General features: G+C 31.6%; 18 protein-coding genes and 1 tRNA gene. 8 read left to right on the forward strand and 11 right to left on the reverse strand.

Annotated elements, in window-relative coordinates:
- Positions 1-15 precede the first annotated feature (15 nt).
- From C4F50_RS12605 to C4F50_RS12635, 7 genes are all read right to left on the reverse strand, one after another.
- Positions 16-486, reverse strand: a complete 471-nt coding sequence (locus C4F50_RS12605; RefSeq protein WP_194139009.1) for a hypothetical protein — start codon at positions 484-486, stop codon at positions 16-18.
- Between the two features lie 20 nt (positions 487-506).
- The gene (locus C4F50_RS12610; RefSeq protein WP_194139010.1) at positions 507-701 is read right to left on the reverse strand and encodes a hypothetical protein; all 195 of its coding nucleotides are present in this window, start codon (positions 699-701) and stop codon (positions 507-509) included.
- Positions 702-981: 280 nt separating this feature from the next.
- Complete coding sequence (locus C4F50_RS12615) at positions 982-2535, reverse strand: hypothetical protein (RefSeq protein WP_194139011.1); 1554 nt, start codon at positions 2533-2535, stop codon at positions 982-984.
- Positions 2536-3010: 475 nt separating this feature from the next.
- The gene (locus tag C4F50_RS12620) at positions 3011-4918 is read right to left on the reverse strand and encodes a hypothetical protein (RefSeq protein ID WP_194139012.1); all 1908 of its coding nucleotides are present in this window, start codon (positions 4916-4918) and stop codon (positions 3011-3013) included.
- 49 nt (positions 4919-4967) lie between these two features.
- Positions 4968-5591, reverse strand: a complete 624-nt coding sequence (locus tag C4F50_RS12625; RefSeq protein ID WP_194139013.1) for a hypothetical protein — start codon at positions 5589-5591, stop codon at positions 4968-4970.
- A gap of 441 nt (positions 5592-6032) precedes the next feature.
- Positions 6033-6224 carry a hypothetical protein gene (locus C4F50_RS12630; RefSeq protein WP_194139014.1) on the reverse strand — a complete coding sequence of 64 codons (192 nt, stop codon included), beginning with the start codon at positions 6222-6224 and terminating at the stop codon, positions 6033-6035.
- Between the two features lie 20 nt (positions 6225-6244).
- Positions 6245-7936: an autotransporter outer membrane beta-barrel domain-containing protein gene (locus C4F50_RS12635; protein WP_194139015.1), complete on the reverse strand. Its 1692-nt coding sequence runs from the start codon at positions 7934-7936 to the stop codon at positions 6245-6247.
- Positions 7937-8307: 371 nt separating this feature from the next.
- On the opposite strand from C4F50_RS12635, the gene C4F50_RS12640 reads away from it, so the two are divergent.
- The 4 genes from C4F50_RS12640 (at position 8308) to C4F50_RS12655 (ending at position 14237) form a co-directional block, all read left to right on the forward strand.
- Positions 8308-12120 (forward strand): glycoside hydrolase family protein, encoded by a 3813-nt coding sequence (locus C4F50_RS12640; protein WP_194139016.1) that lies wholly within the window; start codon positions 8308-8310, stop codon positions 12118-12120.
- Positions 12121-12165: 45 nt separating this feature from the next.
- Positions 12166-13038 (forward strand): hypothetical protein, encoded by an 873-nt coding sequence (locus C4F50_RS12645; RefSeq protein ID WP_194139017.1) that lies wholly within the window; start codon positions 12166-12168, stop codon positions 13036-13038.
- A 201-nt stretch (positions 13039-13239) separates the two neighbouring features.
- Positions 13240-13491: a hypothetical protein gene (locus tag C4F50_RS12650; RefSeq protein ID WP_194139018.1), complete on the forward strand. Its 252-nt coding sequence runs from the start codon at positions 13240-13242 to the stop codon at positions 13489-13491.
- A gap of 11 nt (positions 13492-13502) precedes the next feature.
- Positions 13503-14237: a DUF3667 domain-containing protein gene (locus C4F50_RS12655; RefSeq protein WP_194139019.1), complete on the forward strand. Its 735-nt coding sequence runs from the start codon at positions 13503-13505 to the stop codon at positions 14235-14237.
- A gap of 74 nt (positions 14238-14311) precedes the next feature.
- On the opposite strand, the gene C4F50_RS12660 is transcribed toward C4F50_RS12655, so the two are convergent.
- Positions 14312-15406, reverse strand: a complete 1095-nt coding sequence (locus C4F50_RS12660) for an exopolyphosphatase (protein ID WP_194139020.1) — start codon at positions 15404-15406, stop codon at positions 14312-14314.
- Positions 15407-15725: 319 nt separating this feature from the next.
- Positions 15726-15953, reverse strand: coding sequence for a helix-turn-helix domain-containing protein (locus C4F50_RS12665; RefSeq protein WP_194139021.1), 228 nt, complete (start codon positions 15951-15953; stop codon positions 15726-15728).
- A 622-nt stretch (positions 15954-16575) separates the two neighbouring features.
- Between C4F50_RS12665 and C4F50_RS12670 the strand changes: the two genes are divergently transcribed.
- Entirely contained in the window at positions 16576-16956 is a 381-nt protein-coding gene (locus tag C4F50_RS12670; protein WP_194139022.1) for a hypothetical protein, read from the forward strand.
- A gap of 106 nt (positions 16957-17062) precedes the next feature.
- Here the strand turns inward: C4F50_RS12670 and C4F50_RS25625 are convergent, their stop codons facing one another.
- The gene (locus C4F50_RS25625; RefSeq protein WP_228012010.1) at positions 17063-17206 is read right to left on the reverse strand and encodes a GIY-YIG nuclease family protein; all 144 of its coding nucleotides are present in this window, start codon (positions 17204-17206) and stop codon (positions 17063-17065) included.
- Positions 17207-17577: 371 nt separating this feature from the next.
- Here C4F50_RS25625 and C4F50_RS12675 point away from each other — a divergent pair, with 371 nt between their 5' ends.
- The gene (locus C4F50_RS12675) at positions 17578-18966 is read left to right on the forward strand and encodes a serine hydrolase (RefSeq protein ID WP_194139023.1); all 1389 of its coding nucleotides are present in this window, start codon (positions 17578-17580) and stop codon (positions 18964-18966) included.
- 85 nt (positions 18967-19051) lie between these two features.
- Here the strand turns inward: C4F50_RS12675 and C4F50_RS12680 are convergent.
- A tRNA-Met gene (locus C4F50_RS12680) sits at positions 19052-19124 on the reverse strand.
- 117 nt (positions 19125-19241) lie between these two features.
- Here C4F50_RS12680 and era point away from each other — a divergent pair.
- Together era and C4F50_RS12690 are read left to right on the forward strand one after the other, a co-directional pair.
- Positions 19242-20123: a GTPase Era gene (gene era, locus C4F50_RS12685; protein ID WP_194139024.1), complete on the forward strand. Its 882-nt coding sequence runs from the start codon at positions 19242-19244 to the stop codon at positions 20121-20123.
- 175 nt (positions 20124-20298) lie between these two features.
- Complete coding sequence (locus C4F50_RS12690) at positions 20299-20892, forward strand: CHAP domain-containing protein (RefSeq protein WP_194139025.1); 594 nt, start codon at positions 20299-20301, stop codon at positions 20890-20892.
- Positions 20893-21077 lie beyond the last annotated feature (185 nt).

Below are 21077 nucleotides of genomic sequence, written 5' to 3' on the forward strand. Positions count from 1 at the left end.
ATTTTTTATATTTTTTTAATTTGAAAATGTTTTTGCAAAAGCCGTAATGAGCGTGTTTTCTAGTCTTGTTTCGGTATGTTTTTGCAGCCAAAGCGCTTCTTCCAGTAATTTGTAAAATTCATCCATCGGTAATTGATACGGATCAACCTGAAAAGCAGCTCGAATTAAGGCAGCTGATTTTTTGAATTCGTCTTTTTGAGGTGTTGGATTAATGGCAAATTCACTGTCCTTTTTGATCATTTCCACAATAGAATTTCCTGCTGAAAGCATAAATTCATCTTCATAATTTTCGTTTTCTAAGACACATTCTTTAAACAAAAACAAAATCGCTTCATGCGGATTGTCTTTGTATTTGGTTTGATAATTTAGAAAGGTGTTAAAAGAAGGTTTTTTGCAGCAAACTGTAACCAATTGATCATCAGAAGTAAGTTTAAGCAAAGAGCCGTGTTTTTCTTTTAGGTTTTGGATTGTTGTTTCGTCAAGCATTTTTATTTTTTTGATAAGAATTAAATATTGCTGTCTCTGCTTTCTTTTTTGATAGCTTCTGCCAGGCTTTCTCTTTTTTCTGAAACATTTAAAGGAGTAATTAGAAATTGGTCAATAAAAATGTTTCCTTCAGAAGTTTGAGCCAAAGGATTTTTAAAATTGCTCATGTCTGGTGCTGGAGGTGTTTCTCCTAAATCTTTTGGTGTAAAATCCATGATTAGTGATTGTTTAATTATTAATAAAAAAGTTGAGGTAGTTGTTTTTAAAGTCTTTGAAAATGAGGTTTCCGTGCTTCTGTTAAGCAAATTTATTTTCGACTTTTGAGTATGTAAAAGTAGGGCAGAAGAAGCTGAAAAACGAAAAATTGGAGGTGTGTTTTCAGTAGTTTCAGTACAAAAAAAAACGCTTCTTTTTGTTGATTTACTTACTTTTTAAATCAGAAATACGCCAAAACCTTTTTGGATTTTGACGTATTTCTGATTCTATAAATTTAAATTATGTCAAGTTTGTTAAAGCGGCTACAGCCCAAGTATCAGATCCTGTTTTAATAGCTAATTGCATGGTTTCAAGATGAAAGTACGATTTTCCTATTGGTGCATCGGCATAAACCGTATTCAGCCAGTTTTTATTGAAGAAAGCTGTGCCATATGTGATTTTGTCAATAAGTGAAGGCAGGCTGATATTACCATGTACATCGGCCTTCTTGTCATTTATGGATAGTAGCATCGTACTGTTACCTTTAATGCCGCTGGGTAAAAAGATTTTAGAATCTGCTGTGACTTTAGAACTATCAATGTCGGTTGTTACAGTAGGTGCAGCTACTGGATTGGTTTTAAATTTTAAACCGTTTTGTAAATAAAAGGATTCTCTAACGATCATATTACCAATTAATTGGATAGCTTTTAAATCGTCAATGGCAACATAGTTTAGTCTTATTTCCGGACTTTCAGGATTATTTGAGGGATCTTTGAATACGATTCCTCCTCCGCCAGAAATATTGACGTTATTCTTAAAATTAGTATTTCCTGATTCTATATTAAAATAATTTCCATTAATAGTAACTCCAGATCTTCCCAAAATTTTGATTCCTTCTGTACCTCCTCCACCTCCTGCTAATGTTAGGGTTCCTGCTCTTGAATCGATATAAAGTCCTTGATTTTGTGACATGCTGATTTCTCCCCATGAAGAAGCATCTATTTTTACTCCTTCGTTTGAGTTTGATCTTATTGATACTTTACCAGTCGATTGGCCGTCAATTTTAATACCATCTTCGTTGCCAATAGCAATTTCACCTTTTCCTCTTGTCTGTAAATTGATTCCGTTTTCTGTGTTGAAGAAGAAAGCTCTGTCGCCACCGCCATTTAATTCTAAAAAACCTTTTTCACCCAAAGATATTCGCATATTCTGAACTTCTACAGAGGTACTGCCAGCATTAAGACTTTGTTGCCATGTTGATGCAGTCCCTCCCTGGCCGTTAATATTCACGTTTCCATTTATATCAGCAGGGATGCCGTTTACTCTTGAAACAAGCGTCACTGTTGGTGCGGCTGTTTCAGCTGGAAGCTGAAAATCTGTAGTTTTTGTTAAATTATCAGTTTTAATGATACCTGCACCGTCTGGTGCTGCATTGGTTTTTAACAATAAGCCTTTGGTGTTTAATCTAAATCCTAATTCATTAGCATAATCACTTCTGCTAAATAATGAAGTAACATGATCTGCGCCATATAATATTCCATAAGAATCTCCATTGTGAGATCTTTCTATTCTAAGTCCTCCCGGTCTGAATGACATACTGTTAAACTGCCAGCCAGGTGCATATTGATTAGTAAATGTCATATAATCATTTTGACCGTTGGTATAATAAGTATTTCCTTTGGTAAGCACTTCTTTAATATCTGGAGCAAGGTTTTCAACTCCATCAATTTCCTCGACAGAAATTTTTTCATCTTTATGTCTAAAAGAATCCCAAGTATCCCAAAACTGCTGTTGTGTTGGTTTTAAACTAGTTCTAAACCAGTTTTTAATAGTGTCTAATGTTTGTATTGCCATTTTTTTATGAATTAAGTTATAGTAATAAAATTGTGCCTAATAATATTTTTAAATACCTAAGTAATGGTGAATTTGCAGATGCAAAAATACTTTTGAGTAAGAGAAAAAATGAAAAAACGAAGCGCGCTCTTATGTAGTTTTAGTAGGTTTAAATTATTGATATTTATGTTTTTATGTTTTTTTTTGAGATTTTGATCTGTAGAATAGGAACCAAAATCTATAAAGTGAAAAAGCGGCAGTAAAGTTTTTTCTGCTTAATTTGTTGATTTTAGATGTCTTTTAAGAGGTTTATTTTTGAAATATAAAAAATATCCAGAATCATCAGGAAATGGATTTTCTCCTAATAATCTTTGGGTGTTAATTTTATAAAAGTAATATATCAGTATAAATCATCTGAAAATTAACTTTCGTATTCATTGTTTCAATATGCACCAGAAATTAATAATGAATTCTTATAAATATTGAAAGGTTAATTTTAAGAAGTTGCTAAAAGTGAGAAGTAAAAGATATTACCAATGCACTCTAAAACTCCTGTTCTATTTGGTGGAACTATACAAGAGCTACTTAATGTGCCGTTTGTATCTATTGCATTGCTTCTGGTAATTGTAACGTTACCTGTCATTCGGTTAATAAACGTCATTCTTCGACCTCTAAAAAAAGTGGGTGTGTTGTCGAAAGTCACACTACAGTTTGCTGCAGTATTAAAAACAAAACTCATGCTATTTTGTGTTGTAGGAACAATGTAGCTAGCTGTTTGAACAATTACGGCTCTGTTGTATTCTGTTGCAGGAACTTTGTAAATTCTACTACCAGTATCCATTGCTAAGAAAAAATCGTAAGCATATTGCGCAGGCTTAAGATACATTATATCATTTCTTTGTACCCAGTATTGAGAAATGTCTTCGGCATTTTTTATGACATTTCCATCTTTATCAAAAGCTAACAAATTACCTCCAAATTTAGGGTAATATCTTATGTAATTATACGCCCCTATGGAGCCAACACAACCGTAATAGTTGTCATTCCAAAACATTAAAGTATTACCGTATTCCTGTTTTATTTCTCCTTCAAATGCGTATGTGTTTGTAAACTTATGTATTCCGTATTGTGGTTTAGTTCCTGTTGTCTTCGGGCAGATTAATAAGCTTGCTCCGTCAAATCCTATAGCTGATATTCCTAAGCTTTTCCAGTTTGAGTTTGCACTAGGAACTCCAGTTAAATTTATCGCTGTAGCGTCTCCAGAAGTCAATTCCAAAACATAAATACCTGTATTATTTACTTCATCTTTTGCTAAAGCGTAAACAGTTCCAAAGTTAACAAACTCTCTTCCTAATGGAACAGGAGAATTAAACGGAGTTCCTACTCCAGCGTAAGTAATTCTTTTTGTCTGTCCAGCATGATCGCTAAACATGTATAATCTAGCTGCTGAAGTAAAAAGATTTCCTATTAATGGTTGTCCTAGTACTGGACTTGATCCTAAGTCAATCACTAAACTTATAGTATCGTTTGCGGCTAATAATCTATAAATTCTATTTATAGAATAATCAGAGTTTGTAGCTCCAAAGTAAACGTTATTGTCAACACCTAAAAAAGCATGTGTAGCCAATAAACCGTCTGGAATGGCTAAATCTGGATACGTTGTCAATCCTGAGCCAAAGCTTGTTCTAAAAGATGCAATTTTGTTTATTACAGAAGAGTCTTTATAAAAAACTAATCCTATAGATGTGTTATAAAGGACTGGTATTCCTTTCGTTCCTCCTGTTGGTGCTGTCCAAATATGACCGCCCCCACTAATTGATTGTTTTTCATATATTCCGACACGACGTTCTGAGCCATCCCAAGAAAAAGAAAGCATCCAAATTGCTGTTGATGTAGTTAAAACTGCAGGTTTTACATAAGTTCCTACAGTGTCAACGTTAGTCATAAACCATTTTTCTATATTTGGCGAAAAATCACTCTTATTAAATTTTAATCCCATAACACCAGTTGTTTGACTATCAATTTCAACTGTTTTATTTATTAAAACCTGCTCACTTTCCTCTATTATAGAACTCTCTTCTAAATTAGTTCCAGAGATATTAAATTTTGTTATGCTATTAGGTGTACCGGAAATGTCTCCACTTCCATTAACGGTTATATCACCATAACCTGTAATAGATTCTCCATTGATTGTTTTAAAATCTGGTTTATTTAAAATTTGAGATGGCCCCCAGTTAGAGTACCAATCGGCATTTACCTGCGGTGTGAGTTCCTCTCTAGGGATAAATTTTACAGTTTTGTCTACTCCTTGCACTAATATTTTAACTGCTTCATTCTCACTTCTTGGTACAGAATTTAGTTTTAGAGGTTTACTGACGTATTGTTTTGGTTCTTGATTTTCCATGTTGTTTTAGATTTTTATTGACTATTCTTTTTTGAGTTTCTATTTTGAATTATTCTACGTTTTGTATTACAAATTCTTCTGAATCTTCGAAATCACCAAGAGTATCCGTTAATTTAAGAATAGTGCCCGGAGTTAATTCAAGCCATGAGACCCATGTTTCTGGATAATAACCAGTAGGCCATATACTAGAAAATTCAAGTTCTCCTGGTTTTTTATACAGGATATAAATTCCATTATAAGCACCACAAGAAGTGTATCTTAGCAGTACATCATCATTAAGCTCATAAATAATTTTGTCACCGTAATAGTAGTCAGTTGTAAATGCAACAATTCTGCCTACGACATTATTTGGTTTGGTAAAACTGCTCATCAAGCTTGTATCTCCGCCGTAATAAGTCGCTTCACAAAGGAAATTGCCTTCACAATAACCGATCACACTGTCACCGATTTCTAATTCGTTATTGGTATTGGGAGCAACTTTAAAAATGATAAATTCTCCAGATTTTACAATTTTGGTTTCATTAATTACTTGATCAAGACCTTCGATTTCCTTAATATAAATTTTATCATATTTATGTCTAAAAGAGTCCCAAGTGTCCCAGAATTGCTGTTGTGAAGGTTTTAAACTGGTTCTAAACCAGTCTTTTATAGTGTTTAAGGTTTGTATTGCCATTTTTTTACTTTTTTTAATAAATGTTAGTCGAAATGTTTTTTAGAATTGTAGGTTCAGGAATTTTTTAAATGGCATTTTGTCGGGAATTTTTAGTTTTTTTTCCATAGTCTTAGATTTCAGTTACGATTATTTTTAATGTGATTTTTTAGAAGGATTTTCAAATTCTGAGAGTATAATAAAATACTAATTTGAAATTTTAGGGCTGTAAAAGTAAGTTGGAAAAGTAGAAAGATAAGCGTAAAAAGTCTTGATAATTCAGTAGTTACAGTAGAAGTGAAAATTTTTAAACTGCAGAAAATCTGTTTTTTGGCTTATGATAAAAAGCGCTAAAAAAAAGCTGGCATTAGAATTCTTTTAGTTTCAATGCCAGCTTTTTAACAAATCAAATTAGTAAACAAGACATACTTTTAGTTTGATTTTCATTTCTTTTTGATGCGATATTTACTCTGTTTTTTTGAAATATAAATCAGATATGCTTGGTAATACCGCTGCTAAAACTAAACCAGCTAATTTAATTCGATTTATGGTCAGCAAAGACAATCCGGCATCCTGTAAAAGATCGAATTTGGTGTCTGCAAAACCTGTTAATACAATAGAAATACTAATTAATACTGCGATTTGTGATTTGTTCATATAATTAAAATTTGAGATTATTACCAAGTAGTCAAAGCCGATCTTACCCATTTATTTGCGGCTGTGCAGACATAAATATAATCTGCCGTATATCGTATTTCTCCAACTGTTCCTATTGCCGAAGCTGAATCAGGAGCCGTGTCTAATGCTGTTTTATTGAGCTGGCCTGTAAATTTCCAGTTAGTTCCGTCATTTTGAGCCTTTATATTTCCAACACCATTGCTAATCACAATGTTATTTTCTAATGCTGCATTCAATCCACTGACTTTTCCTAAAATGACATTACCGTTTCCCGTGGTAATTCCCGTTGTATTCCCGTTATTAGGTGCAATAATCATGTTATTACTACCAGTAGTGATTCCGCCTCCGGCTTGAATAAAACCAGTTCCAGCAACTATTACATTTCCGTTTCCGGTAGTAATCCCACTTCCAGCTTGTAATCCTATAGCAACATTATGCGTTCCAATTGTCTGATTACTCATTGCAAAATTACCAATAGCTATTCCGTGTCCAGTTGTATTTGACTGCATGGCACTTGAACCAATTGCAATGCTTCTATGACCAAAAATATTTGATCCATCGACACCCACATTCTCCCTTAAGGCATTAACTCCAATGGCTACATTCTGGCTTCCAAATTGGTTTTTTGTTAATGCCCAAGAACCTATCGCTGTATTATATAATCCCGTAGTGTTGCTGTATAACGCTCTAGTACCTAAACCAGTATTGTAACTTCCTGTTGTATTATTAAATAATGAGGAGGTTCCTACGCCTGTATTGTAATTTCCTGTAATGTTATTGATCCCGCTATCAGAGCCAACCATTGTATTACTTTTACCCGTGGTTAAATATTGTAACGGACCTTCAACCTCTCCATCGCCATTGCCTATTGCAACATTATATTGTCCTGTAGTAACAGATGCTAAGCCATTTCGTCCGATTACTAAATTATTCTCGTAATTGGCATTTCCTTTACCAATCCTGATCCCGTTAATCAATTTATCGGTGCCTCCTAATTCTTGTAAGGAATCATTATTGACAATTCCAGATTCTGTTGCAGAAACAGGAAATGCCTTGTTATTTTCTATATCATTAATAGTTGCGACTTCGTAATTTCCTTCTGGCCTGTTAATGTTGTTAAAAGTGTAAGTAACCTTGTTGTCTCCTAATTTTAAATTGATTGAAGTCTCTTTATCGTAATATGAATATTCATCTTCAATTGCATCAAGATTTTTAATTCCAATTCTTCCCATATAATCACCATCAATTCCAAAATTTAAAAGAGACCTGAAGTTATAATCATTAAAATATAATTCATTAAATGATAATCCACTTGTCCGTTTTGAGGATATGGCACTATAATTAACAGATCCTGCAGCAAGTCCAGTGACTTGATCATTTCCATTCCATAAACTTAATGTTTTGTCGAAAGCGTCATTGCCAGAAGTTAAAACTTGATTTAATGTAGGTATTGAAGGATCTTGAGTAATAGAAAGATTTCCCGAGCCTAAAATTGTTTGGCCGTTTATAGTCTTAAATTCATCTTTGTTTGCTTTAGTTAAAAGCAATTCATCCAAACCTTCAACTTCTTTTAGAGGAACATTTTCATTTTTATGTCTAAAAGAATCCCAAGTATCCCAAAATTGTTGCTGTGTTGGTTTTAAACTCGTTCTAAACCAATTTTTGATAGTTTCTAATGTTTCTATTGCCATTTTTATTTTTTTTTGATAATTGTTAATTCAAATGTTTTTTTCGAATTGTTTGTTTAAAGTTTTTTGAAATGTGATTTGTCCGGAATTTTTAGTTTTTTTTCCATAGTCTTAGATTTCAGTTACGATTATTTCTAATGTGATTTTTGACGAAGATTTTTCAAATTCTGAGAGTATAAAGCGGTGCTTGAATTTGAATTTTTGGGGATGTAAAAGTAAATCAGAAAAAGAGAAAAAGAAGCATTAAAAGTCCTCTGAATTCAGTAGTTTCAGTAACTTCTGTTTTTGCTGAAGCTACTGAATTAGAGTGTCTTAAAATTTAGAAAAGCGAGGTTTGAAGATTACTTTTACATCCTGAAAAAAAAAACGTAGCGATGAACAAAAATGCAATCCACAATTTTAATATTTCAATAGAAAATAGTGCTGATATACAAAGCTCAGAACAGCTGACTCAAACCATGATAAAAGAGCTGGCAAAAGTTTCAAAAGAAATCAATCAGCAAAAAGACATAGAACAGCTTTGGAACGAATACAAGGAGCAAAATGTTGTTCTAAACCTTTCTAAATCCTCAACCGAAAAAGGCGCCAAAGACACCACTGCTGCAATGTTCGAAAAAACAGCAATTTCTGAAGGCACTACTTTTTCGGTTTTTGGAGACAATATTTCAACTACAAATAGTGGAGGTATTTCTTCAATGACCACTTCAATTTCAAATGCTCTAAACGGAGGAGATGCTGATCATTCTGATACATCAGCCGGCATTACTTCTCTGTTCTCGAGAGCAGAGGAAAGTCTGATCAATTTTACCAGTACCACAGAGCAGGTTTATGGAGCTGCAGGACAACAAAGTTTGATGGTACCTCAGATGTTTCAAACCAATATATATGATCCTTCTATAGAAGTTATTAAAGCCGAAATCAAAAAGAAATTAGATTTTGCAAATGAAGTAAAGGATGTAGTAGGAATTGAATATTGGACGCGAATTTCTAAAGCTTTTGAGAATAGGGCTGTGGCTTCAGATTTTATTGATAAACCAGGAGAAATATTGTTTACAGAAATGTACACTGCTTTGAAAAAGTCAGCTCCAATTGTAGAAATTCGAAATTTTGATTGGGAAATCGTTCGTCCCAAGATGATTAAAGCAATTGATGATAAAATACTCAAAGGTCCTATTTCTAAGGAAAATAAAAAAAGATGGGAAATCATTAGAGGCCAGCTGGCAGACGATAAAGTTGATATTGCGAACCTTTTTCAACATGATGAACTGTTTTTATTACTTAAAGAGGTTGAAGGATTAGATATCCTTCCTGGCATGATATCAATCACAACTAAAACAAAAGTATATCCTAATTTAAGCCCAAGCAGGATGTACGCTCCTATCGGAAAAGAAAATGTTTATGCATTCCTTAAAAAAATAGATGAAATTGATGATAAGGGAAGAAGTGTAAGCAAAGGAGCAGTAAGGATTAAAAATACAGAAGCTCTATCATTTATAGTGGGAGAAAGTTTAGAATTTTTCCTTGACGAGAAATTGATTACTGAAAGTTCTAATAAAAAAGAAGACATTAATTGGATTGTTTACAAAGATTCAAAAAAATTAGGTGCTGATTTTATAAATGAAGGTACAACATTCTCGTATAATTTTGATGCTCCAGGAGCCTACATTGTAGAAGCATTTGGATCAAGTCCCGGCGCAAATAGAAAGGCAACATCAAATAAATCAGCATTTGTAAAATTTAATGTAATTGCTCAGGAAATTAAAATTACAGCTCCAGTTAATGTTAAAGATAAATTCACAAGACCTTTTAGTGAAGAGAAAACATTTAAAGTGTCTCTTAAAAATACTACCGTCCAAACATTAAATCCTTTAAAACTTTATTATCAGATCGAAACTGCAATTAATGGTAAAGTAGCTGTAATTTCAGAAGAAAGAGAGTTAGATGCGACAGGAATTATCAAACTAGCTATGCCTGATTTAGCTGCTTATAAAATTAAAGTTTCTAGTAAAGATCAATATGGATTGGTTAAGGAATTTAAAACTTCAGTAATTAAAAACGAAGTAACCAGTATCGGCTGTCTTAATGGTTCTCCGAAGAGAAATATATTCCTGGTTGGTAATTCGGGAAGTAAATTAACCTTAGAAGCGAAAACGTATAAAATACCACCTACAGAAAAGGAAAAACAAGATGTAAAATGGATGATTTACGATTCTAATAATAGGCCTTATATTCAATCTTGGGAGACTATTACAAACGAAAATGATGATCCTAAAAGGCCATTTATCCTCAGATGGGAATCTTTTATTGTATCTATTCCCCAAAAAGAAGGGCATTATACAGTAGAGGCTTACTATGATACTAAAAAAGGGCCCAAAGATGGTGCAGTTTTTAAGATGGAAGTGAAACAGCCGGAAATAAAGGAAGCTTATTGGGCTTCTAAAGATGGCAGCAAAAAAATAACCTCTGGTTTTTCTGGAGAAAGCAATTGGATAAAAGCCAATATTCCCTATTATGAAAATCAATTGGTTAGAATCTATTTTTATTTGAATAACAAAAAAACGAATCATTATTGTGATGTTAAAACCAATGAGAATGGGGAGATCTTACAAGAAGTAAAATTTGATTCTAACTTTAAGAAACTAATTGGTTTTCCAGATAATGGAACTGCAAAAGTAGGATTTAAATTATTAGGAATTCAAAATAGTAATCCGTACACGTTTAAGAAACCAGCCAATTATGAATTTAGTACTATTTTATATGTTACTACTGATAAAAAAGTAGTTGATGTTTACTTTAGACATGATGGCAGCCGATTAAAATCTGAAGATCAAGTTCCGTTTGGCAAAAATGGAGCAATGATTGCTATAGCGGCTAAAACCCAAAATATGGTAGGAGATGAAGTAACACTGAAGGTTCATAAAGTGGGAGAAGATCCTGTTTATATCAGCAAAGTAAGGGTTGATTCAGAAGGAGTAGCTGCCGCAAGTTTTCTTATGAGAAACGTTGATAAAAAACTTAAACTTGGGGAAACAGTAAAGTATTATGCTGGTGTTGAAGGACATTCTACAAAACATTTAGATAATAAAGTTTTGGTTATGATTGTGGGGGAAAGTAAAAGGAAAGAGAAGCCGGAAATTATTTTTCCACTGTTAGAGAAACCAATAAATGACACTAATGAAAAATGGGGTGAGAATTATAACTGGACAGCTGATGATGGACGTAATCAAGCAACATTTGATTCTTACAGAGAGAATCGAACTAGAAAACATGCAGCAAGAGACTTGTATACAGAACCTGAAACAGAAGTGATTGCTATTGCTGATGGAAAAGTATTAGAAACAAGATATTTCTATGCAGGAACAGATCAAGTAACAGTTTTACATAAATTAAAAGATGGGAGAAAATTTATTGCCAGGTACGGTGAATTGAAACCTAATAGTGTTGAAGTAAAGGCAGGGGATGTAATCAAACAAAAAACAGTAATTGGAAAAACAGGAAAATTAAGAGGAAAATCTGTTATAACGGGACAAGATATTTATATGCTGCATTTTGAAATTTTTTCGGCTGAGGAAGATGAAAGTATTGGTGATCCTCTTACAAACACACTAAACGGCTCACCTTTTAAGCGTAGAAAAGATTTAATAGATTCTATAGATATTTTATTAGAAGGATATAAAAATACTTTTGAAGTTAATAAAGGAACTAGAAAAGAAGTTCAGATGCTTAGTATTAGCGAAAAAGGGAAGCAATTTATAAAAGATTGGGAGCTTTTCAAAAGGGAAATGTATGATAAAGACGGAGATAACAATTCAAAAGGTAACTGTACCATTGGCTATGGACACTTAATACACACTGGTGAGTGTGACGGAAGTTCTTCTGAGGAAAAATTCAGAGATGGAATTTCAGAGAATGAAGCAAGTAAGTTATTTGATAAAGATATTTTAAAATTTGAAAAAGTAGTTAAAAATAAAATTAAAGTGCCCCTTTACCAACATGAATTTGATGCTTTGGTGAGCTATGTTTATAACATAGGCCAGGCATTTAATGCTCCAAACTTGATAGGTCATTTAAATTCTAAGAATTATAATTTGGCAGTTGAAGATATTGAAACAGGCTCACAAAATATTAAACGACGCAAGCAGGAAAAAAATATGTTTTCAAATGGGAATTATAATTCAGCACATTAAAAATTTATAAAAAAAATGTATTTTCGTTAGTAAAAACTATAAAAAATGATAAAGAAAATAAGTAACATATTGATAATTTTAATAGGATTATCAAGTTGTAAACAAGAGAAAAGTAAAATCCAAAATCCTTTAACAAATCAAAATGATAGTGTTACTTCAAATTATATTTTAGAGAAAAATAAAGATACAGAATTCTTTAATCCAGCAACTCTAGAGGGTAAATGGGAACTTAAAAAATCATTAATTGTAAATTCTAATAGTTCTAAAATAAATAAATTTGAAATCTTAAACAATGAATTTATTTTAGGTGATGAAGATTGTAATGCCCATTTTAAAATTGATTCTATACATAATTTGGAGTATTATATTGAGGGACATTTTTATGGTCATTCATTAAAAGACGAAATGAAAATTTTAAATAGAAAACTTTATGATTCATTCAAAATTAATAGTAATACATTCAAAGGAGCTATAACTACAACATGTGATACTCCATTCCATGAGTTGTATTTATTTGGAGATAATTTAGTTGTTTGGTACTATGGAAACTATATGCAGTTTGTTAAAAAGAAAGAAGATAATAAAGTACTTCTTTTTAAATGTAAAGAAAATGATAATGGTAAATCTATATATGATGATCCTTTAAACAAGATTTGTGAATGCAACGAAAGCACATTTGAGAATGCTTATAAAATCTTTTATGATGAATCACCAGATTATTTGAAGAAAGATCTATTAAAAAAACTTCCTGCTAAAAACTTTCAATGGAAATCAGAAGATGCAGATGTTAGCTACAAATGGATAGCTAATGATACTTTAAAAATTGATATGAATTTTCAAGGAGGAGAAAATCATTATGTGTTTTATCAAAACATTAAAAATAAAATAGAGTACAAAGAATATTTATCCTTGCCGTAATTTTAACATAATTAATTTAAGAAAGCTTATAGGAAAATATTAGATAAAAACAAAACTGCGTAAAGGCTAAAGGGTATTTATGCAGTTTTGTTTTTGTTTAAAATCTTACAATAAAACAAGTAGTCATAAAAAGTTGACTTCTTGTAAGAATCAACTAATTAAATCATTTTTGCTTAAACTAATCAAATCAATAAATTTATTATGAGCAAAACAGTATCAGAATTAACGACAGAACAATTAATAAAAAGAAAACAATTATTGAAAGGAGTTTTAATCGGAAGCGCAATTGTCTGGTTTTCATTGATTGGAGCTATTTTTTTTCTTTTAATAAAAAAATCAAATAGTTTCCTTCCAGGAATGATTCCGGTTTTTGCTTTACCAGTTGTTTTAATGCCGCTTTTTATTCATTTAGGGCAATTGAGTAAAGAAATCAAATCTAGAAAAGAAAACTAATTTTTTAAGTTATGAGTGAAGGAAAATGCTTGAATTGCGAAAGAATTGTAACGGAGAATTATTGCCCAAATTGCGGACAAGAAACCAGCACGCACCGCTATTCTCTAAAACATTTTTTTGTTCACGATTTTATTCACGGAATTTTCCATTTTGACAGTGGCTTTTTCTATACCATAAAAGAGCTTTTTACAAGACCGGGACATAGTGTAAGGGAATTTATTCAAGGAAAAAGAATAAAACATTTTAATTACTTTGCCACTGTAATTATCCTGCTTACTCTCAATTACTTTTTAGCCAAATGGTCGAAAGTAGATTTGACTGAAGTTTTTAATAGCGCTTCTGGTCTTTCTAAAGTGATTAAAGATTATTCAAAAATTACAAACTTTATCGTGATTCCGATTTATGCTTTATTCACTTATGTAATCTTTAGAAAAAGCAAGCAGAATTTTACTGAAAATTTGGTATTGAATATATTCCTTCTTGCAGGAATCATTACTTTTCGTGTTTTTATTTATTGCAGTATGATTTTGACAAATAATGTTGAGGTAATCCAGATCACAAATCTTATCGTAACCATTTTGGTCTATATATACATTGCTGTTTTCTTTTATCAATATTTTTCGGCATACAATTACAATAAAATCAATTTGTTAATTAGAGTATTCTTAATAGCTGCTTTGTTTTTACTTACAAAACAAGGAGTCAATAATTTAATTAACGAAATTGGAATGCGATACATGCATTAAGATATTCTGCGTGACTCAATAAAAAAAGCTTCAGATTGCTCTGAAGCTTTTCGTTAATTATTTATAAAATACTTTTAGAAATTAGTATTTACCTTTTTAGAGCGGTCTGCAATGTAAGAGATTAACCAAGTTACTTGTCCGTCTTTTACAAAATAAATTTTCTTTGATGCTAAATCTGGAATACTTTCAAGACAAGTTAAAAGTATATTGTTTGCAGAAATCAGGTATTTTTGGTCGTAAGTGCTTAAAACTCTTGCAGCTTCTTTGTTTGTTTTTCCAAGATTAGTATACTTATTAAAGTTGTTTTTTAAAATAGCATCATAATCGATAACATCCTGAAGAGTTAAAGTAATATAGTGGTCTTTAACATTTTCGTCATAAAAAAGAGTTGAAAACGCCCAAACAGCACCACCAGATAAATATAATTTATCCTTTTTGGCTAAAGGAGGGTTGGCATCAAATAATTCTTTGGTCTTTTTGCGTAGGATAACATTATAATCAAAAGATTTTTCCTGAAAAGTCGACATATCGTTTACTTGGCTTTTATTTACCACTGTTTTTTCTACAGCATCGGTAAGTGTCATTGTACCAAAACTAAGCTCCAAAGGAACAAACTCTAATTTATTGTCTTTAAGTTCATCAATATAACCTCCTTTAGTAGTTTGAGCACCGATATCAAGTAGGAAAGCACTAGCAAAATCAACCGGCGGAATTGCACCTTTTACCAATGTTTTAGCTTCTTCGTTCACGTTAAGAACATCAACATTTTTGTTGGTTAGAGTAGAAATTTTGTTCGTTAAAACATCAATGTTGCGAGCAGAAGAAAAAACCGGAGCGGCAACGATAAAAATATTTTCTTCAAGAATCTTGTGGTTGGCTCTTATTTGTTTTAATTGATCTACAACGATGACACTCGTTTTAGTAATATCTTCCTGAGTAAGTTCTCCGTTAGCGGCAATATGATCCGCAAACGGAATTCTCTCTGTCCAAAAAGAAAGAATTTTATAGTCTGCTTTTCTGATATTGCTTACGTCCAGAACAGAAACCTTTATTGCTCTGCGTCCGATTTCAATTCCAGCGTAAATGTTTTTTTGAGAAAATACGTTGATGGAAAAAAATAAATTTAAAAGAATAAAAAATAAAATCTGGGGTTTGTTTTTTTTAAGCATTATAATATAATTGTGGTATTAGTATAATTTGATAAGACTATAAATTATAGCTCAATATCAAGTTTAAAAAAGTATAAAGTAAACATTATTCAATATGAGATCGCAAATTTATAAAAACATCTAGGAATACAAACTTAGTTGTAAAGAAAATGTGATTATTAAATCATTAAATTTATCTGATTCTTAAGATTTGTGCAGGAAAAGCAGAGCTGGGATAGCTTTTTTTGGATTATTTGTAATTATTTAGATTCAAATTGAATCACCTAACAATTAAGTAAGAGTTTGCTTTCAAATTGATATTTAAGACTAATCTTTAGTATTATAACTTCCGAAATAATTCTGAAATTTCAACATTTAAAGCCGTACTGATACGAATAAGCTTATCAATACCCATTATTTGCTTTCCGAGCATATACCTTCTTAAGGCTTCTATATCTAAATCTGACTCGTGAGCTACGTGTCTTACTTTAAGATTTTTTTCTTTTATAATTTCTCTTATATTATCCCCGACAATTTTCACAGATTCAGGTACTTCTTTCTTTCTCATTTCTAAATTATTTAGAATTGAAAAATAGGATTAAGTAGTTAAAAAAACAGGAACGTATAAATCCAGTTAAATATGACTGTTTTTTTTATATATTTGTTTTTTTAAAGTTTGTAATGAATGGATTAAAAATTGATAATAAGAGTATTAATATGGAAAATCAGGAGATAAGAGATCTAGAATACATTAAAAGAATGTCAAACCAATATTTGAATATCTTAAAATTAAATACGGATAAAAATTATAATGCACAGAAATTAAAGTTTTAAATTATTCTGAATTTGGTTTTTATTATCACTAACCTACTAAAGCTTTGTATACTGTCCTTGGAATACGATCATAATGAAAAATTATCTTTAGACATTGGATTGGTTTTAGAACAAGTACTTCATTTATTTCCAATTGATGAAATGGAATTGCCGGATATAATTAAAGAGGTATAAATATATGGGTCTAAATAAAATTTAATGAGAGGTGTTTTATTAGTGAAATAATTCATCTGTTATATTGCGTTTTTTTTAAAATACTTTTTATTGTCAAATCTTTTGTTGAATAAGTGTCTTTACTTTTATAAAAAAGAGTTATATATTAGCTTTCTAATGATTTTTAAATCAAAAACAAGTAAATGAAAATCAATATTCTAAAGTCAAAAATTAAGCGCAGTAATTTAAAAGAATATTCAGGAGATTATTTTAGAGATGATAGTTCGCAAATTGTTGTTTTTTTGAATAAAGAAGGTAAATCAGCCTTATTTGGAATCCAAAAAGAGGAGGGAATATATACCATTGTTGGAAAAAAATCGGTTTATTACTCTACGATCTTTAGTAATCCTAAAGAAATACCATTAAGCAGTTTCTCCGAAATTTTGCATCAGAATGCATTAAAAAGGGGGAAAGGTGTAGAATTCGAGTTTTTGCAGTTAAATGATAATGAAGATTCGGTTTGGCTGCATAACCAAGAAACAATGAATGCGCTTTGGAATATTATTCTTTGGATTAATGGGTAAAGCATACCAAGATAAGGAAGAATGTCAATTATTACATTTATTAAGAAAGATTTGAAATCAATTCTTTAGAGCCCAAAAGCAAAAAATAATGACACTGGAACATAAATTACTGTCCAATGAATTTGGGAGTATACCCTTTTGTTTCGAGAAAGTGATGTGATTTAAATCTTTCAATTAAATTGGAAGTAAAATCGGTATAAGTTTTCATGAATTTTTCAGAATAGAGAATGTAGACAACAAATTCATCCATATCACAAATGTTATAAAAAAAAACACCACTTACAGTAAGTGGTGTTTTTTGTAGTAGCGGGAAGCATTCAAATATCTAACCAGATTGTCTTGGATTATTACAGTATTTTAGGATGCGTATCTTAAATTTTTTTAAGCTTGTTGTTTGTTTAGCCATTTGTACAAATGCCAAAAAGCATCACTCAAATTAAAAAGTCTTTTGAAAATTTGTAGTGAAAAAAAAATATATTTGAGAGATAAATAAGGTATGAAATTTATCATGCATAGCTATCCAAATTTGGATGGCTTTGTGTGGTTTTGTCACACATATAAAATAAGTTGGTCGCAATTTTGCGAGACATCTCACTTACATTAATTAACAAGAAATAAAAAATGAAATTAACAATTACAATTGGACTTCTTTTAATTGGACATCTTACATTTGGGCAAGATAGAATTCAAAAAATTGACAGTTTACTCAATTCTCTTTATTCAAAAGAGAAAATCAATGGAAATTTTCTAATTGCAGAAAAAGGGAAAGTTATTTATAGCCATAGTTTTGGACTTGCAAACGAAACAACAAAAGAAAAATTGAATGAAAATTCGATTTTTGAATTGGCATCCTGTTCAAAACAGTTCACTGCTATGGGGATAATGATACTTAAAGAAAAAGGAAAATTGAATTTGGACGATGACATCGAAAAATACTTACCCGAACTTTCTTTTTATAAAGGTGTAACTGTAAGAAACTTATTGAATCATACTGGAGGTCTGCCAGACTATATGCAGCTTATGGATAGTTTATTTGACAAATCTAAAATTGCCACTAACAAAGACATAATTAATATATTTAGTAAACATCAGCCAAAAATATTATTTGAACCAAATACTAAATGGGAATATAGCAACACGGGCTATGCACTATTGGCATCAATAATTGAGAAAGTATCGGGTTTGACATACGCTGACTATCTAAACACAGCTATTTTCCAACCGTTGAAAATGAAAAATACCTTTGTTTACACTCGTAGATTGTCGCCAAAGAAAATAGACAATTATGCTTTTGGTTATGTTTACTCAGATAGTTTGAAAAAATATGTTTTACCAGACGAATTGAAAGAAACTAAAATGGTTATTTGGCTTGATGGTATTGTTGGAGATGGAACAGTTAATTCAAATGTAAAGGATTTATTGATTTGGGATAGGGCATTATACACCAATAAATTACTCACAAAAGAGGGGATGAAAGAAGTTTTTGAATTAGTAACTTTGAAAGACGGAGCTAAAAGAAATTATGGTTTTGGCTGGGGAATTGAAGAAAATGCTGATTTTGGAAAAATTGCAAACCATAATGGTGGTTGGCCGGGTTATGTAACTTTTATCGATAGACATATTACAAATGATAAAACAATAATAATACTTCAAAATCACAACAACGTTACAATTCCTTCAAAAGCAATTAGAAATATTCTGTATAATAAACCATTGCCTGTGCAAAAAATCAGAAAAGAAGTTATTATTACAACTGAAGAACTTCAAAAGTTTGTTGGGACTTATCAAGTTGAAAAAGATTTTGAAATCAAAATTTCATTAGATAAAGACCAGCTATTTTCACAATTGACAGGACAAAATGTGTTCCCGATATTTGTAGAAAGTGAAATGTTATTTTTCTATAAAGTAGTAGATGCGCAAATTCAGTTTGAAAAGAACGAAAAAGGAGAAATTTCAAGTTTGTTTTTATTACAGAATGGAAATAAGATAGAAGCAAAACGGACGAAATAAAAACTGCCAAAAGTCTCAGACTTTTATAAAATAAAATCGATATAAAACAAAAAAGCTTCAGATTTCTCTGAAGCTTTTCTCGTTGTAGCGGGAACAGGACTCGAACCTGTGACCTTCGGGTTATGAGCCCGACGAGCTGCCTACTGCTCTATCCCGCGATGTTTCGGGTGCAAAGATACGCCGATTTTTGAGAAAAACAATGAAAACTTAAAAAAATGTTTTATTTTCTGTATTAACTTGATATGACTACCTTTGCAGAATAAATTATATTCAAAATGTCACATAAAGCAGGTTTCGTAAATATTATCGGGAATCCAAACGTTGGAAAATCAACTTTGATGAATGCCTTTGTTGGAGAAAGATTATCCATCATTACGTCAAAAGCACAAACTACACGTCATAGAATTTTAGGAATCGTAAACGGAGAAGATTTTCAATTGGTCTTGTCCGATACTCCCGGAATCATTAAACCGGCATACGAAATGCAGGAATCGATGATGAATTTCGTAAAATCGGCTTTTGAAGATGCTGACATTTTAATCTACATGGTCGAAATAGGGGAGCAGGACTTAAAAGACGAAGCTTTTTTCAATAAAATTATTTATGCTAAAATTCCGGTTTTATTATTATTGAATAAAATCGACAATTCAAACCAAGAACAATTAGAAGAGCAAGTGGCTTTTTGGAAAGAAAAAGTGCCAAATGCAGAAATTTTTCCAATCTCGGCTTTACAGAATTTTAATGTTCCCGAAGTTTTTGGCAGAATTATCGAATTGCTTCCAGAATCTCCAGCCTATTACCCAAAAGACCAATTAACAGACAAACCAGAACGTTTCTTTGTAAACGAAACCATTCGTGAGAAAATCTTGTTGAATTACAGTAAAGAGATTCCGTATGCCGTAGAAATTGTTACAGAAGAATTTCACGAAGACGAGAATATTATTAGAATCCGTTCGGTAATCATGGTCGAGCGCGATACCCAAAAAGGAATTATTATTGGCCACAAAGGTGCAGCTCTAAAAAAAGTAGGGATGGATTCTCGTACCGATTTAGAGAAATTCTTCGGAAAACAAATTCACATCGAACTTTACGTAAAAGTGAATAAAAACTGGAGAAGCAATGCCAATATGTTAAAACGTTTCGGTTATAATCAGTAATAGGTTTTGGGCGTGTCCGTCCGCCATCAGTTTCAAACGAAATTTACTGAACGCTGCTTCAAAATATAAATGAAGTGAAAATCCTTTTGTACAATGAAATAGAACAAAAGGATTTTTACTTCTATCCCTCAGGCATATTTAACTTAAAAGAACATTCATTTTTTAATCGGCATAAATGAAAATTAAAAAGATTACGCTTTTAATAATTTCGGTTTTAGCTTTAAGTTTTGCAGGCATAAAAACGATAAAAAAAATAAACCTCAATCGGAAGTACAAAATAGGTCAGGTATTGGATAGTTTAAATGGCGTAAAAGTTTTTTATAATGGCGGTGTAGACAATGTTATGGAACGAAACGTTACAAAAGACAATTACAATTTAGGCCTTAAATACCAATGTGTCGAATTCGTAAAAAGATATTATTACGAGCATTACAATCACAAAATGCCGGATGCATACGGACATGCAAAGGACTTTTTTGATAAAAATGTTAAAGATGGAGAATTAAACGAAAAACGAAATTTGATTCAATTTACAAATCCATCCAAATCAAAACCTAAAGTTGGAGATTTGGTTATTTTTTCGGGTTCGTTGTTAAACAGATTTGGGCATGTGGCCATAATTTCTAAAGTTTCTGAAAATGAAATCGAAATTATACAGCAGAATCCAGGACCGTTTAGCAGTTCAAGAGAAATATTTGCGTTAGATCACAAAGACAAGAGTTATAAAATTGACAACAACAGGCTTTTGGGATGGCTGCGAAAAGAATAATGCCGAAAGGTTCTTAATCCTGTAAAGTCCTAGCCCTGATAGAAGTGGAAATCCTTTTTTATTGTTTTTTCTACAATAAAAAAGATTGAAACGGATAGCAGGAAACAGCTCCAGAAAAAGTAATCCGTTTTTGGTTTTCAATTCCAATTTAGGGAATGTTTTTGGAAGATAGTACAATCAAAAAT

It is taken from the genome of Flavobacterium hungaricum (assembly GCF_015182285.1).
Classification (GTDB): Bacteria; Bacteroidota; Bacteroidia; order Flavobacteriales; family Flavobacteriaceae; genus Flavobacterium; species Flavobacterium hungaricum.

Coding starts and splice junctions, on each gene's coding strand:
- C4F50_RS12605 (WP_194139009.1), bottom strand. CDS start 486: ATGCTTGACGAAACAACAATCCAAAACCTAAAAGAAAAACACGGCTCT.
- C4F50_RS12610 (WP_194139010.1), bottom strand. CDS start 701: ATGGATTTTACACCAAAAGATTTAGGAGAAACACCTCCAGCACCAGAC.
- C4F50_RS12615 (WP_194139011.1), bottom strand. CDS start 2,535: ATGGCAATACAAACATTAGACACTATTAAAAACTGGTTTAGAACTAGT.
- C4F50_RS12620 (WP_194139012.1), bottom strand. CDS start 4,918: ATGGAAAATCAAGAACCAAAACAATACGTCAGTAAACCTCTAAAACTA.
- C4F50_RS12625 (WP_194139013.1), bottom strand. CDS start 5,591: ATGGCAATACAAACCTTAAACACTATAAAAGACTGGTTTAGAACCAGT.
- C4F50_RS12630 (WP_194139014.1), bottom strand. CDS start 6,224: ATGAACAAATCACAAATCGCAGTATTAATTAGTATTTCTATTGTATTA.
- C4F50_RS12635 (WP_194139015.1), bottom strand. CDS start 7,936: ATGGCAATAGAAACATTAGAAACTATCAAAAATTGGTTTAGAACGAGT.
- C4F50_RS12640 (WP_194139016.1), top strand. CDS start 8,308: ATGAACAAAAATGCAATCCACAATTTTAATATTTCAATAGAAAATAGT.
- C4F50_RS12645 (WP_194139017.1), top strand. CDS start 12,166: ATGATAAAGAAAATAAGTAACATATTGATAATTTTAATAGGATTATCA.
- C4F50_RS12650 (WP_194139018.1), top strand. CDS start 13,240: ATGAGCAAAACAGTATCAGAATTAACGACAGAACAATTAATAAAAAGA.
- C4F50_RS12655 (WP_194139019.1), top strand. CDS start 13,503: ATGAGTGAAGGAAAATGCTTGAATTGCGAAAGAATTGTAACGGAGAAT.
- C4F50_RS12660 (WP_194139020.1), bottom strand. CDS start 15,406: ATGCTTAAAAAAAACAAACCCCAGATTTTATTTTTTATTCTTTTAAAT.
- C4F50_RS12665 (WP_194139021.1), bottom strand. CDS start 15,953: ATGAGAAAGAAAGAAGTACCTGAATCTGTGAAAATTGTCGGGGATAAT.
- C4F50_RS12670 (WP_194139022.1), top strand. CDS start 16,576: ATGAAAATCAATATTCTAAAGTCAAAAATTAAGCGCAGTAATTTAAAA.
- C4F50_RS25625 (WP_228012010.1), bottom strand. CDS start 17,206: ATGGATGAATTTGTTGTCTACATTCTCTATTCTGAAAAATTCATGAAA.
- C4F50_RS12675 (WP_194139023.1), top strand. CDS start 17,578: ATGAAATTAACAATTACAATTGGACTTCTTTTAATTGGACATCTTACA.
- era (WP_194139024.1), top strand. CDS start 19,242: ATGTCACATAAAGCAGGTTTCGTAAATATTATCGGGAATCCAAACGTT.
- C4F50_RS12690 (WP_194139025.1), top strand. CDS start 20,299: ATGAAAATTAAAAAGATTACGCTTTTAATAATTTCGGTTTTAGCTTTA.